The organism is Streptomyces sp. NPDC053427 (assembly GCF_044544985.1).
Taxonomy (GTDB): Bacteria; Actinomycetota; Actinomycetes; order Streptomycetales; family Streptomycetaceae; genus Streptomyces.
Genome location: NZ_JBITYA010000002.1, coordinates 750,597 through 764,880 on the forward strand (window position 1 = coordinate 750,597; position 14,284 = coordinate 764,880).

Annotated in this window: 10 protein-coding genes; 7 read left to right on the forward strand and 3 right to left on the reverse strand. The window is 72.9% G+C overall.

Annotated elements, in window-relative coordinates:
• The first annotated feature begins 15 nt into the window (after positions 1-15).
• The gene (locus ACIGWZ_RS07955; RefSeq protein ID WP_400062043.1) at positions 16-360 is read left to right on the forward strand and encodes a hypothetical protein; all 345 of its coding nucleotides are present in this window, start codon (positions 16-18) and stop codon (positions 358-360) included.
• Between the two features lie 118 nt (positions 361-478).
• Here ACIGWZ_RS07955 and ACIGWZ_RS07960 read toward each other — a convergent pair whose 3' ends face one another.
• On the reverse strand, positions 479-2,377 hold the full coding sequence (locus ACIGWZ_RS07960) for a glycosyltransferase family 2 protein (RefSeq protein ID WP_400061926.1): 1,899 nt from the start codon (positions 2,375-2,377) through the stop codon (positions 479-481).
• 164 nt (positions 2,378-2,541) lie between these two features.
• Between ACIGWZ_RS07960 and ACIGWZ_RS07965 the strand changes: the two genes are divergently transcribed.
• The 3 genes from ACIGWZ_RS07965 to ACIGWZ_RS07975 are packed head-to-tail and all read left to right on the forward strand — an operon-like array spanning position 2,542 to position 6,701.
• Entirely contained in the window at positions 2,542-5,202 is a 2,661-nt protein-coding gene (locus ACIGWZ_RS07965; protein WP_400061927.1) for a YfhO family protein, read from the forward strand.
• A 33-nt stretch (positions 5,203-5,235) separates the two neighbouring features.
• The gene (locus tag ACIGWZ_RS07970; RefSeq protein WP_400061928.1) at positions 5,236-6,255 is read left to right on the forward strand and encodes a glycosyltransferase family 2 protein; all 1,020 of its coding nucleotides are present in this window, start codon (positions 5,236-5,238) and stop codon (positions 6,253-6,255) included.
• Complete coding sequence (locus tag ACIGWZ_RS07975; RefSeq protein WP_400061930.1) at positions 6,255-6,701, forward strand: GtrA family protein; 447 nt, start codon at positions 6,255-6,257, stop codon at positions 6,699-6,701. The genes ACIGWZ_RS07970 and ACIGWZ_RS07975 overlap by 1 nt, the downstream gene beginning before the upstream one ends.
• Here ACIGWZ_RS07975 and ACIGWZ_RS07980 read toward each other — a convergent pair.
• Positions 6,665-8,836 (reverse strand): PIG-L family deacetylase, encoded by a 2,172-nt coding sequence (locus ACIGWZ_RS07980; RefSeq protein WP_400061931.1) that lies wholly within the window; start codon positions 8,834-8,836, stop codon positions 6,665-6,667. The two genes, ACIGWZ_RS07975 and ACIGWZ_RS07980, sit on opposite strands and share 37 nt — an antisense overlap.
• Before the next feature lie 289 nt (positions 8,837-9,125).
• Here ACIGWZ_RS07980 and ACIGWZ_RS07985 point away from each other — a divergent pair, with 289 nt between their 5' ends.
• Positions 9,126-11,483, forward strand: a complete 2,358-nt coding sequence (locus tag ACIGWZ_RS07985) for a CDP-glycerol glycerophosphotransferase family protein (RefSeq protein WP_400061933.1) — start codon at positions 9,126-9,128, stop codon at positions 11,481-11,483.
• 100 nt (positions 11,484-11,583) lie between these two features.
• On the opposite strand, the gene ACIGWZ_RS07990 is transcribed toward ACIGWZ_RS07985, so the two are convergent.
• Entirely contained in the window at positions 11,584-12,219 is a 636-nt protein-coding gene (locus tag ACIGWZ_RS07990) for a TetR/AcrR family transcriptional regulator (protein ID WP_400061935.1), read from the reverse strand.
• Positions 12,220-12,363: 144 nt separating this feature from the next.
• On the opposite strand from ACIGWZ_RS07990, the gene ACIGWZ_RS07995 reads away from it, so the two are divergent.
• Together ACIGWZ_RS07995 and ACIGWZ_RS08000 are read left to right on the forward strand one after the other, a co-directional pair.
• Positions 12,364-13,305 (forward strand): ABC transporter permease, encoded by a 942-nt coding sequence (locus ACIGWZ_RS07995; protein WP_400061936.1) that lies wholly within the window; start codon positions 12,364-12,366, stop codon positions 13,303-13,305.
• Positions 13,298-14,095, forward strand: a complete 798-nt coding sequence (locus ACIGWZ_RS08000) for an ABC transporter ATP-binding protein (RefSeq protein ID WP_400061938.1) — start codon at positions 13,298-13,300, stop codon at positions 14,093-14,095. Before ACIGWZ_RS07995 ends, ACIGWZ_RS08000 begins: the two co-directional genes overlap by 8 nt.
• Positions 14,096-14,284: the final 189 nt, after the last annotated feature.

Here is a 14,284-nt window from a genome sequence, read left to right on the forward strand (position 1 = left end):
GGCAACGCAAACTCTCTGTACGACGACGGGCGAAACGCCCCGTACGGCCCCAACGGGAGCCCTGCGACGGGCAACCGGAGGGGCGTCGGGGCGGAGAGAACGGCCCTGATCATCCACACCCTCGCGGACATCGCCGCGGGATTTCTCGGCCTGTGGATCCTTCTCTACCTGCTCGATGCGAATCAGGCGAATGTGTTCGTCGACTTCGTGCACGGCCTGGCCGGCTGGCTCGCCGGCTGGTCGCAGGACATCTTCACGATGGACACGGAAGGGCTGCGGGTCGTCTTCAACCACGCCCTGCCCGCGCTGATCTACCTGGCGGTGGGCCACGGCGCCGCCGCGTGGGTGCGCCGCCTTTGAGCGCACCGCCGCCGGGCTCCCGGCGTACCGGCGCCCCGCACACCCCGTGAGCGCGGGGCGCCGGTCCCGTTGCGGGAGGCGTCCCGGCGGGGACCGTCAGGGTGCGCGGCGGTCCGGCTCAGCGCCGCGGACGGCGCGGCGGCAGGGTGAGCGTCAGCGGTCCCGGCCCGTCGGAAGCGGCCACCGGCCAGCGGAGCCGCAGCGTCCCGGCGATGAACCGGACCGCCACCTGCCATGTGCCCCGGGGTGCGCCGCGCAGCCGGGCGCGCAGTGTGAGGCGGTCCCCCGCGCCCCGTTCGACCGTTGTGCGCAGTCCCGCCATGCGGGTCGCGTCCGCGAGGATCAGCTGGAGTTCGGCGTCGGCGGGGCACCCGGGGAGGGTGAGGCAGGCGGTGATGCCGGTGCGGCGGGTGGGCGTGCCGGTGATCCTTCCGTGCAGGTCGCCGCCGATGGGCCGGCGTACGCCGCGGGCGTCGAGGTCGAGGTGGAGGTGGCCGTGGGGGTGGGAGAGGAAGAGGGCGGCGACGGTGGGGCCGGCGGGGCCGCGGCCGAGGATGCGCGGGGCGTGGGTCCTGGGGTCGTCGGTCTCCGGGTGCAGCCAGGCGGCGCGGCGTACGGCCGGGCCGGTTGCGCCGTGCGCGGTGACCGCGACCTTGAGCCCCCAGATGCCGTCGGGCAGGGGGGCGCCGTCCGCGGCGGTCGCCGGGTCGAGGGCGGCGTGCCAGCCGCCGTCCAAGTGGCGTGCGGGGAGGCGGTATTCGGCGCCCCGGCCGCGGAGTACGAGTTCGGTGGCGTGGGCGACGAGGCCGGGGAGTTCGGCGGTGCCGTGGAGGTGGAGGGTGCCGTCGCTCCAGTGGTGGCCGGTCAGGCGCTGGCGGAGGGCGAGGCGGGTGGTGAGGTCGTAGCAGGCGTCGGGGACGGGGTGGGCGGGGTCGCGGAAGTAGGGGTAGGCGGCGTAGGCGCGGCCGTCGGGGTCCACATGGGGCGGTCCGGGGCGGGTTGCGGTGTCGGCGCGGACGATGGCGGTCAGCTCGTCGTCGAGGCCGGCCCGCAGGCAGTGGGCGCGCAGGCGGAGGCGGGGCGGCAGGGCCGCGAGGACGCGGTCGGTGAGGTAGCGGGCGACGAGGGGGCGGGCGGCGTCGGCCATGTCGCGGCGGCCGGCCGGGGCGCGGGCGAGGTAGGGGGCGGCGAAGGGCATGAGGATCTCGCCGTGGAAGTGCCGGACCATGAGGGTGTCGCGGCCTGCGCCGGGCGGGACCTGGGCGGCGAGGTCGGCGAGGACGGTGGCGATGTAGGCGAGGTATTCGGGCCAGTCGGTGTCCTGGCGGCTGGCGTTGCTGTCGTCGTCGCGGCCGTGGAGGTAGTAGCAGTCGTAGTCGGCGAGGACGGAGACGACGTCGGCGCGCAGCAGCGCCGCGATGCCGAAGGGGAGGTCCTCGGCCAGGAGGCGGCCTTCGACGAAGCGGAGGCGGTGGCGGTCGAGGAAGGAGCGGCGGAAGAGTTTGTAGGCGGCCAGGCTCCAGTAGACGGGGGAGTCGAAGAGGGAGACGCGGGGGTTGGTGGTGCGCAGGTCGACGGGGGCGGCGCGGCCGTCGGCGCCGACTATGCGGCCGTAGACGATGTCCGAGCCGTGGGTCCGGGCCATCCGGGTGAGCCGGGCCAGCGCTTGGGGGCCGAGGCGGTCGTCGGAGTCGAGGAAGAAGACGTAGTCGCCGGTGGCGTGGGCCAGGCCGGTGTTGCGGGGGCGGCCGGCGCCGCCCGATGCGGGGCGGTGCAGGACCGTCAGGTTGGGGTGGGTGCGGGCCGCTTCGGTCAGCCATGCGTGGCTGCCGTCGGTGGAGCCGTCGTCGACCGCGATCACTTCGATGCGGTCCTGGGGCAGGGTCTGGGCGAAGACGGAGCCGAGGCTGCGATCCAGGTAGCGGCGGGTGTTGTGGACGGGGACGATCACCGAGACGGTGTCGGAGGGGGCCGGTCCGGCGGTGCGGCCGGGCGGGGGACTGTCGGTTGCGGCCACCTGCACTCCGTTTCTTCTCCCATTGCGCCCTGGGAACTGCCCGCGCCCCCAGGGAATCACGGGAAACTATCCCGCATTTCGGCATAGCAAAACGAACATGTGGGACATATCCCTTAGAGTGAGTCCCGGCGATCTTGATCTTGGAGCTGGAGACCGCGGCAACCGTGAGACCGATCATCAGGCGCCTGGCCGCCCCCGGGCTCGCGGCGCTGCTGTCGATGGGGGCGTACTGTCTGGCGCTGGCGCTCCACGGCGGCTACCCGTTCGGGGGGCGCTCGCGCGCCGTCAACGACCTGGGCAATCAGTTCGTTCCGTTCCACGCCCGGCTGTGGGATCTGCTGCACGGCACCACCAGCGGCGATCTGTTCTTCAACTGGAGCAGCGGGTACGGCGTCCCGTTCCTGGCCGACTTCCTGACGTATCTGATGAATCCGTTCTCGTGGCTGGTCGGGCTCTTCCCGCGCCATCTGGTCGAATTCCCGGTCTTTTTGGTGACGTTGCTGAGCATCGGGCTCGGCGCGGCGCTGATGACCGTCTTCCTCGGGCGGCTGCGGCCGGGGCCGGGGCTGCTGCGGGCGCCGCTCGCGGTGGGCTACGGGCTGTGCGCCTGGGTGCTGCGCGACGGGTTCGCCGATCCGATGTGGATGTGGGGGCTGGTCTCGCTGCCGATGACCGGGATCGCGGCGGACTGGTGCCTGCACCGGCGGCGCTGGGTGGCGGGCACGCTGCTCGTCGCGCTCGCCTGGGCGGGCAATTTCTATACGGCGGCGATGGCGAGCCTCGCGACGGCGCTCGTGCTGCTGCTGCGGCTGGCGCTGGCGTCCGGGACGCCGGTCCGCGACCGGCTGCGGTCGCTGGGGCGGGCCGTCTCGATGGCGGCGGTGGGCATCGCGCTGGCGGCGCCCGCGCTGACCGTGACCCTGGAGGCGAGCCGGGCGGCGCAGCCCGCGCCCGCGGTGTCCTACCCCGGACCGCCGCAACTGCTCGACCAGTTGGCGCAGCTGCTGCCGGGCGGCGGGCGGGGCGCCCAGGAGCTCCCGGACGTCTTCGTCGGGATGCCGGGGCTACTGCTGGTAGCGGCGTTCCCGTTGGTGCGGGCCGTGCCGGTCAGGGCGCGGGTGGGGTGGTGCGTCCTGGCGGCGGCGGTGGCCGGTTCGTTCGTGTGGGAGCCGACGATCCTGCTGTGGCACGGGTTCGCGCTGCCGAACGGGAGTCCGTTCCGGGCCGCCTTCGTCCTCAGCGGGATCCTCGTCATGATCGCCTGGCTGGCGCTGGCGCACCGGCCGCGGGCCGGGGAACTGGCCGGGGGTGCGGCGCTGGTGGCGCTGCTCGCCTGGGCGTGCCGGGACCGGCCCTCGGTCGGTACCCCCACCTGGGTTCTGCTGGCGGGCGGCGGCGGTGTCGTGCTGGGCGCGCTGCTCGCGCTGGCGGCCGCCCGCCGCCGCGCCGTCCCGGGCGCCGTAGGGACCGTTGCGCCCGCCGCGCTGGCCTGCGCCGTGCTGTTCGGCTCGACCTATGCGGCGTACTCCCTCGCGGCCCTGCGGGACGAGATCGCCTGGTTCCGGCCGAAGGCCACGCTGGGCCCGCGGGCGCTCGCCGCCCGGCAGGGGCTCGCGGCCCGCGACGACTGGCCCCGTTCGCGCAGCGACCCCGGCCCGCACGAGTTCGCCGACAACGATCCGCTGCTGATCGGCGGCGAGGGCGGCTCGTACTACAGCAGCTACGTGCCGGCCGCGACCGCCCGTACGCTGCGCGGCCTGGGCGCCGGCTGGTACATCAACGGGCGGCACACGCTCAGCCTCGAGGACCCGGTGGGGCGCGCCCTGATAGGGGTCAGCAGCTATCTGGCGCCGCGCGGCCCCGGCCGGTTCGCCGTCCGGCCCGCCGCTCCCGGTCCGTTGCTGACCGTACGCGGCGACATCGCGTCGGCCGGTCCGGGCGAGCGCCGGACGGACGGATCCGGCAGGCCCCGGGCGGCACGTGCCGAGAGCGTCTTCGCCCGCCAGGAGCGCGCCCTGGGCGCCAAGGTCTACGAGGTCCCCGCCCTGGCCCCCGCCGCAGGCCCCGCTCCCGTGCGCACCCTCGGCGGCTGGACGCTGCCCGCCGCCGGACCCCCCGCGCCGGGCGGCGGCCCCGACGATCCCTACGGCCCCGGCACCACCTTCACCGCCCGCTGCACCCCGGGCGGCACCGCCGTCTGGTACGCCCCGTGGTTCTACGGGAAGGTCAGCGCCCTGGGCGGGTGGAGCTGGGCGATCGGGCGGCGCGACGGCACCACCGCGAACCCGGTCCGCACCCTGGGTGCCGTGCCCGCCGACGGCACGCTGTCGGTCCGCTTCGCCGGACCCGGCCGGCAACATGTCCCCGAACACCCCATCGGCTGCCTCCCCCCTCGCGGACTGTCCGCCGCGGTGGCCGCCCGGCGCGCCGGCGGCCCCGTCAAATGGAACACCAGCGGCCATGGTCTGGTTGCCGAGCTGCCGCCGGGCAGCTCGGGCAGCGCGCTGTTCGCTCTTCCGGCGGTGCCCGGGTGGGGCTGTTCGGTGGACGGCGGGCCGTCGCGCGGGGCGGGTTCGTTCGCCGGTCTGCTGGCCGTGCCGCTGGGCTCCGGCGCCTCGCGGCTGTCGTGCGTGTACACCCCTCCGGGCCTGGTACCAGGGCTGGCGGCGAGCGGGGCGGGCGTGCTGGCGCTGGCCGCGGTGGCCCTCCTCGCCCCCCTGCGCAGACGCCGCGACGCACCGTTCGACGCGTCGCCCCAAATCGTGACAATCCACCAGATTTGCCAGAATCATCCCTCGGGGGACGGCGACCGGGCCGCCCCCTGACCCTCGGCGGAACACCGGCGAAAAGGCGCGCCCATGAAGCTCTCCATCGTCGTCCCCTGCTACAACGAAGAGGCCGTCATAAGCCGGTTCGACGACCAGGTCCGCTCGGTCCTCGGCGGACTCGCCGTCGAGTACGAGCTGTGCTACGTGGACGACGGCAGCGGGGACGGCACCCTGCCCCGGCTCCGCGACCTCGCGCAGCGGTACCCCCGCACCACCCGCTATCTCTCCTTCAGCCGCAACTTCGGCAAGGAACCGGCCATGCTGGCCGGCCTCAAGGAGGCCACCGGCGACGCCGTGATCATCATGGATGCCGACCTCCAGCATCCGCCCGAGCTGATCGAGAAGATGCTCGACCTCTACCAGCTCGGCCACGACCAGGTCATCGCCCGGCGCAGCCGGGACGGCGACAAACGGCTGCGCACCGCCCTCAGCCGGTTCTACTACCGCGCCGTCAACACCTGGGTGGACGTCGAACTCGCCGACGGCGTCGGCGACTTCCGGCTGCTGTCCCGCACCGCCGTGGACGCGCTGGTCTCGCTGCCGGAGTACAACCGCTTCTCCAAGGGCCTGTTCTCCTGGATCGGCTTCGACACCATCACCTTCGACTACCGCAATGCCGCCCGGGAGGCCGGGGAGACCAAGTGGCGCCTGGGCGGCCTGGTCAACTACGGCATCGACGGCATGCTCTCGTTCAACTGCCGTCCGCTGCGGGCGGCCATCTACACCGGGCTGAGTCTGGCCTCGCTCGCCGCGCTCTACACGCTGTGGGTGATCGGCGCCGCCCTCGCCGGCGGCATCACCGCACCGGGCTATGTGACGCTGGTGGCGATCATCGTGGGCCTGGGCGGAGTCCACATGGTGATGCTCGGGCTGATCGGCGAGTACATCGGGCGGATCTACTACGAGACCAAGCGGCGGCCGCACTTCCTGGTCAAGGAGGCCGACGGGGCGACGCGCCCGCGCACCCGGGCCAACGGGACGGCGGCCCCTCCGCGCACCCCGGCGGACGCCGCCACCGCCACCATCGCCGCCCCGTCCCAGGCCGGCTGATGCCGCTGCGCATCCGGCGGGCGCTCCCGGCGGTCCCCGAGTGGGGCCAGATAGTCCGCTTCGTCGTCGTCGGCGGGGTCAACACCCTCACCTTCTACGCCTGTTATCTGCCGCTGCACCGCGCGCTGCCCTACTTCGCGGCGTACACCGTCGGCTTCCTGGCCGGTATGACCTGCTCGTTCTTCCTGAACACCTACTTCACCTACCGCACCCGGCCGACCTGGAAGAAGTTCCTGCTCTTCCCGCTGACCCAGGTCACCAACTATGTGACGCAGAGCGTGGGGCTGGTGGTGCTGGTGAGCTGGCTGGGAGTGAACAGCAAGGTGGCACCGCTGGCGGCGGCGCTGCTGGCGATCCCGTTCACCTTCCTGGTCTCGCGGCGGATACTGCTGCCGGGCCGCCGGTCCGGTCAGTCCGCGCCCCGCCGCCCCCGCGAACCGGTCTGAGCCCGGGGCTCCGCCCGCTCCCAGGCCCCGAAGGGCGCGCCCGGCCCGGCCGCCCGCTGCCGGGCCGCGTACAGCCGGCCGTCGTTGCCGAGCGCCACCACCACCGCGCGGCCCGCGGCGTCCTCGGCGACCCCGGCCGCCCCCGAATGCGGCACCCGCCCCGTGTGCCAGGGCCCCGGGACGTCCCGCGCCGTCGCGGCCCGCACCCCGCCCGCGTCGTCCCGCGCCGCGAGCACCATCCGGTCGCCGGCGCCGCCCGGCGCCGCGGCCACCCGGCCGTAGCCGCCGACCGGTGCGCACTGCGCCGCCACCCGCCAGCTGCCGATCCGCTTGCGCCGCTCGGCGATCAGCACCTGCGCGGTACCCACCCGGCGGAAGAGCGCGCGCACCGCGCCGTCCTCCAGGGGGACCAGGCTGACCGGCCCGGCGGCCTCCGGCAGCCCGGTGGCGGCACCCGGCCGCGGGAGCTGCCCGGCCTCCTTGGACACCCAGTGGTGGACGGTCCGGCCGCTCGGCGCGACCAAATGGATCATCCCGTCGGAGTCCACACAGGCGTCGATGCCGTCGTCGATGGCCGGTGAGACCTTGAGGGCGCCGACCGGGCCCTCCAGCCGCCGCCAGGGAGTCCACGGCCCGCCGTCCGGGCCGGCGCGGTGCGCCAGAGCGCCGTCCCAGGTCCGGACGAAGACATGCGCCGTGCCGTCCGGGGCCGCCACCGCCGCCGGGAAGCCGGTCTCCAGCGAGCGGACCGGGTCCGGGTCGGGGGAGCCCAGCGGCTCCCAGTGCGGGAAGAGGGGCGCGCCGTCGCGGGCGGTGCCGGCCTGGCGGGCGGTCAGCAGCTCACGGCGGTGGGCGGTGTTCCGGCCGGGCAGCACGGTGCGGGCGGCGAACAGCCGCAGGCTGCCGTCGGGATGCCGTACGGCATGGATCTGGCCCTCCAGCGGAGCGCCGCCGAGCAGGACGGGGCCGGTGAAGCGGCCGCTGCCCGGACCGGTCTCCGTCCAGCAGTGGGCCCGGCCGGCCAGCACCGCGAAGGCGGCGAGCCGGCCGTCCGCCATGGGCCGGAGCCAGGCGTTGGAGCCGGGCGCGCGCAGCCGGGTGCTGCGGGTCCAGTTGCGGGAGCCGCCGCGGTAGGCGCTGTCGCCCACCTTGCGGTCGCCGCAGCCCGCCGGATCGCCGCAGCGGCGGCCGCCGGACCAGCCGTAGACGGAGAGCAGCCGGGCCTTGCGGCGGGCCGCCTCGGGGTCGAGGTTGTGGGGCAGCGCGCCGAGTTCGTAGCCCAGGTAGTTCTCCACCACGGCCGGGGGGCGGTGCGCGCGTTCCCAGTAGCGGGCCAGCGCCGCCTGCGCGAAGTAGGCGGAGGCGGTGTGGTCCTGGTGGTCGAAGTAGCGCGGCCCGGCCAGCCGGGGGTCCGGGGCGGTGAGCGGGGCCGTGGGGCGGTGCACGGCGTGCGGGTCCAGGGTGCGCACCACCGAGGGCCGGACCCGTTCGAGTACCGCCGTCAGGGTGCGGACGACCTGGTCGCGGGTGTAGCGGTAGGCCGACGGTACGGGCGTGCCCGTGGGCCGCAGGGTGGGCAGGGTGCCGGCCGCCCCCAGCCAGAGGCCGCGCAGGCTGGCCGCGCGGGGCGCCGAGACGGCCCTGGCCTCGACGAGTTCCAGGAAGATCAGCTGGTTCTGCGGGGCCTCGCGCAGGGTGTGCAGCTCCACCTGGAAGCCCGGGAGCAGGGACATCGCCTCGAGGTCCCAGGGGCTGCCGGCGTCCCCGGTGGCCATCAGGGCGTGTGCGGCGCGCAGCCCGTTGGTGCGGGCGCGGGCGAAGGCGGGCCGGTCGTGCGGGACGCGGTCGGCGCCGGGGGTGTCCCGGCCGGCGTTGCGTCCGTCCGCCTCGCCGCCGGTGAGGCAGACGGTGACCGAGCGCGCGCCGCTGCGGATGGACTGCTCCAGGTTCGGGTTCATGAAGTAGAGCGCATCGTCCGCATGGGCGATGACGTGCAGAAATGTCTGGTTCTCGGCGGCCACCGGGGACCGCTCCGGGCGGGCGGGTCCGGCCGGCCGGGTGAGCCGCTCCCCCGGGGCGAGCCAGGGCCAGGCGCCCGCACCGGCCGTCGCGGCCAGCACACCACCGCCGGTCACCTGAAGCAGCCGGCGGCGGGATATACGGGGCGGGTGACCGGGCAATATCGGCTCTCCTCAATGAGCCCCATCCAAGGAAGATGACACTTACCCAGTATTTGGTTGCCTCGAGAATCCCGCGCGTTCGGAAAGTCACCACTTTCTTCGGGACGCACTGTGTTCTACAGAACTTTCAGGTTACGAAGACCAACCTTTTTGGGTGAACGGGAGTCGGATGACCGACAATGGAACCCGCCCTTTAGGGCTTTTTTGCGTTCTGTACTCAGCTCGTCACGAGGAGTAGTACCGCATGTCCGAGATAGTCCGCGACGCCGCCGCACCCCGCTTCAGCGTCATCGTCCCGTGCTTCAGAGTCCAGGGGTATCTGCGTGAATGCCTGGACTCCGTGCTGACGCAGGACTTCCCGGACTTCGAGCTGATCGCCGTCGACGACCGCTCGCCCGATGCCAGCGGCGCCATCCTGGACGAGTACGCCGCACTCGACGACCGCGTCCAGGTCCTGCATCTGCCGGAGAACGTCGGACTGGGCCTGGCCCGTAACGCCGGCCTGGAGAAGGTCACCGGCGACTACGTCCTCTTCCTCGACAGCGACGACACCCTCGTGCCCGGCGCGCTCGGCGCGCTCGCCGAGCGGCTGGCCGCCACCGAGGACCCGGAGATCCTGATCTTCGATTACGCGCGGACCTATTGGGACGGCTCGGCCCGGCGCAATGCGCTCGCCGACCTGCTCAGCGAATCCGGCGCCCCTTCCTTCTCGCTGGCCGACCGCCCCGAGATCCTCGATCTGCTGCAGATCGTCTGGAACAAGGCCTACCGCCGCGACTTCATCGAAGAGCACGGATTCGCATTCCCGGTCGGTTATTACGAGGACGCCCCGTGGACGTTCTGCACGCTGATCACCGCCGAGCGGATCGCCGTTCTGGACCGGGTCTGCCTGCACTACCGCCAGCGCCGCCAGGGCGGCAACATCCTGCGCACGACCAGCCGTAAGCACTTCGATGTCTTCGACCAGTACGGCCGGGTCTTCGGCTATCTCGACGCACATCCCGAACTCGCGCGCTGGCGCCCGCAGATGTTCCGGAAGATGATCGACCACTATCTGACCATCCTGGACAAGCCCGGACGACTGCCGCAGAACGCCACGGCCGAGTTCTTCCACCGTGCCGCCCGCGACTACCGCCTGCGACTGCCCGCCGGATTCGTGCGCCCCGCGGGCATCGCCGGCGGCAAGTACGCGCTGCTCGCCAAGGACGCCTACCCGGCGCTGGCCGGCCTCAAGGTCGCCGGCAAGGTGCAGCGCACGGTCCGCAAGCACGCGGGCAAGCGCGTGAAGCAGGCCAAGAAGAAGGCCATGGACCTGCGGTACCAGGCGCTGCTGCGGCAGCCGCTGGACGAGAACCTCGCGGTCTACTCCGCGTACTGGAACCGCCTGCCCGCCTGCAACCCCCTCGCGATCTACGAGAAGGCCAAGGAGCTGGCGCCGCAGGTGCACGGCGTCTGGGTCGTCAAGCAGAACATGGCCGACCAGGTCCCGGCCGGCGTCGATCACGTCGTGCTGAACTCGCCGCGCTACTGGGAGGTCGTGGCCCGCGCCAAGTACCTGGTCAACAACGTCAACTTCGCGGACGGCGTGGTCAAGCGCGAGGGCCAGGTCCACCTCCAGACCCACCACGGCACCCCGCTGAAGTCGATGGGCACCGACCAGAAGCGCTACCCGGCCGCCGCCAAGGGCATGAGCTTCCGCAAGCTGCTCGCCCGCGCCGACCGCTGGGACTACTCGCTCTCCGCCAACCAGCACACCACCGAGCAGTGGGAGCGCGTCTACCCCTGCAACTTCGCCTCGCTGGATGCCGGTTACCCCCGTAACGACGTCTACTACCGGGCCACCGCGGAGGACGTCCTCGCCCTCCGCGAGCGCCTGGGCATCGCCCCCGACAAGACCGCCGTCCTGTACGCGCCGACCATGCGCGACTACCAGGTCGGCTACGTCCCCCGCCTCGACCTGGAGAAGATCTCCCGCGAGCTGGGCGAGGACTTCGTCCTGCTGGTGCGCACCCACTACTTCTACGACCAGGACCCGGCCCTGCAGGCGCTCCAGGAGCGCGGCGCGCTGATCGACGTCTCCGGACACCCGGTCGTCGAGGAGCTGTGCCTGGCCGCCGACGCGCTGGTCACGGACTACTCGTCGATCATGTTCGACTACGCCAACCTCGACCGGCCGATCATCAACTACGCCGACGACTGGGACACCTACGTCCGCTCCCGCGGCGTCACCTTCGACCTGCTCTCGGGCAAGCCGGGCGACACCCCGGGCGTGATCGCCACCACCGAGGACGAGCTGATCGAGGCGTTCCGCAGCGGCCGCTGGGACGACGAGCGGGCCACCGCGCTGCGGGCCGCCTTCCGCGCGCGGTTCTGCCAGTGGGACGACGGGCACGCCGCCGAGCGCGTGGTGCGCCAGGTCTTCCTCGGCCAGGAGGCGGGCCCCGAGCCGGAGCCGCTGGACGAGCGCACCGTGGCGCCCCGGCCGCGCGCGGCGGCCGCCGCGGCCGGGCTGGTCAAGCTGCCGGCGCCGCGGAAGGCGGGGGACGACCGGGCACCCGGCACGGACGCCTCGGACGCCTCCGGCATCGAACTGGCGGGCTGACGACGGCCCTTGGTCCGCAGACGGAACGACCCCCCGGTCAGCTCGTGACCGGGGGGTCGTTTTCTCTCTTCGAACAGGAGGTACGGGCCGCCGTCCGTCCTCACTCCGCCCCGAGGGCCGCCGCCACCGACTGTGCCAGCGCGTCGAGATACCCCTCGGGCAGGTCGTCGCGGACGACCACCAGCCGCCAGTAGAGCGGCCCGGTCAGCAGGTCCAGCGCCAGCCCGCCGTCGACACCGGCCGGGATCTCCCCCCGCTCGACGGCCCGCGCCACCATCGCGGCGGCGACGCCCTGCTGGCTGTCGTGCAGGGCCGCCTTGAGCGCCTCGGCGAGCTCCGGGCTGCGGGCCGCCTCGGCCAGCAGGTCCGGGAGGATCTGCGAGGCCATCGGGTGCCGCAGCGCGCGGGCCGCGACCTCCAGCAGCATCCGGACGTCGCCGCGCAGCGACCCGGTGTCCGGCGTCGGCAGGCCCGCGGCGGCCACCGCGGAGACCACGTCCAGGACGAGATGCAGTTTGGAGCGCCAGCGCCGGTAGACCGCGGTCTTGCCGACGCCCGCCCGCCGCGCGATGCCCTCGATGGACATCCGGGCGAACCCGACCGCGGCCAGCTCCTCGAAGACCGCGGCGCGGATCGCGGCGGTCTTGTCCTCCCGCAGTACGGCGGCGCCGGCCGGCGTCCGGCGGCCCGTCGCACTGCCGTCCGGTACCTCGTCGTGTTCCCCGTTCTTTGCCATGGCTTGAGCATAGCGTCACGACGCTACGATTGCGTCTCGACGTGAAATCCCTTTAGTGTCGACAGCGTCGCGACGATACGGACCCGTTCCGTCGTTGCACGGCACCCGTTCCGCCGCCCCCGTACACAAGCGAAAGCGGCCCTCATGCCCCAGACCCTCGCCCCGCCGAGCCCGGCCCCGGCGCCCGCCCGGAAGCCCGGCCCCGGCGCATCCCCCGACCCCGAGCTGCGCGCCCTGGCCGAACGCCACGGCCTCGCGGTGAGCGGTGTCCGCCCGTCGCTTCCCGAGTACACCCGGCGGCTGTGGCGCCGGCGGCACTTCATCACCTCGTTCGCCACCGCCAAGCTCACCGCGATGTACACCACCGCCAAGCTCGGCCAGCTGTGGCAGGTGATCACCCCGCTGCTCAACGCCGGCGTCTACTACTTGATCTTCGGCGTGCTGCTGGACACGCGGAAGCACGTCCCCGACTTCATCCCGTTCCTGGTCACCGGCGTCTTCATCTTCACCTTCCTGCAGAACTCGGTGATGGCCGGAACGCGGGCGATCTCCGGCAACCTCGGCCTGGTGCGGGCGCTGCACTTCCCGCGCGCCTGCCTGCCGATCTCGTTCTGCCTGGCGCAGCTCCAGCAGCTGCTGTACTCCATGGGCGTGCTGGCGGTCATCCTGCTGTGCTTCGGGCAGCTGCCGACCTGGTCGTGGCTGCTGGTCGTCCCGGCGCTGACGCTGCAGTTCGTCTTCAACACGGGCCTGGCGATGATCATGGCGCGGCTGGGCGCGCGGACCCCGGACCTGGCGCAGCTGATGCCCTTCATCCTGCGGACCTGGATGTACGCGTCCGGCGTGATGTTCAGCATCAGCGTGATCCTCCAGGGCAAGCACCTCCCGAAGATCGTGGAGGTCCTGCTCAACGCCAACCCCGCCGCCGTCTACATCGACCTGGTGCGCTTCGCGCTGATCGACAGCTTCACCGAGCAGCAGCTGCCGCCGCATGTGTGGGCGTTCGCGGCCGGCTGGGCGCTGCTGGCGGGCGTCCTCGGCTATGTGTACTTCTGGCAGGCCGAGGAGCGGTACGGACGTGGCTGAGAACAACAACGGCGGCCGGCCGACGGCGCCCACCCAGGAGCGGGTACCGACCGTGATCGCCGACGATCTGCACATCGTCTACCGCGTCTACGGCACCGGCGCCGGCAAAGGCAGCGCCACCGCGGCGCTGAACCGCATCGTCCGCCGCAAGCCCTCGACGGGCGTGCGCGAGGTGCACGCCGTCAAGGGCGTCTCCTTCACCGCCTACCGCGGCGAGTCGATCGGCCTCATCGGCTCCAACGGCTCCGGCAAGTCGACGCTGCTCAAGGCGGTCGCCGGCCTGCTGCCCGCCGAGCGCGGCCAGGTCTACACGCACGGCCAGCCCTCGCTGCTGGGCGTGAACGCGGCCCTGATGAACGACCTGACCGGCGAGAAGAACGTCGTCCTCGGCGGTCTGGCGATGGGGATGTCCCGCGAGCAGGTGCGCGAGCGCTACGACGGCATCGTCGACTTCTCCGGCATCAACGAGAAGGGCGACTTCATCTCCCTTCCCATGCGCACCTACTCCTCCGGCATGGCGGCCCGGCTGCGGTTCTCCATCGCGGCGGCCAAGGACCACGATGTGCTGATGATCGACGAGGCGCTGGCCACCGGCGACCGCGCCTTCCAGAAGCGCTCCGAGGCCCGCATCCGCGAGCTGCGCGAGGAGGCCGGCACGGTCTTCCTGGTCAGCCACAACAACAAATCGATCCGGGACACCTGCGACCGGGTGCTGTGGCTGGAGCACGGCGAGCTCGTGATGGACGGCCCGACGGACGACGTGATCAAGGCGTACGAGGCGCACCGCTAGGCGGTGTCCGCAAGGTCCCGTCGTCCGCCCGGAGGGCGGGGCTCGCGGCGTCTGGTGCGTGCGATCGCAAGGCGGAGGGTCGTCCTCGTAGTGGGCTACGTGGACGATCCCGACAACGCAGCGAGCGTGCGTGCCAGACGCCGCGAGCCAGGCGGGACTTTGCGGACACCACCTAGGGCGGCCCGGGCG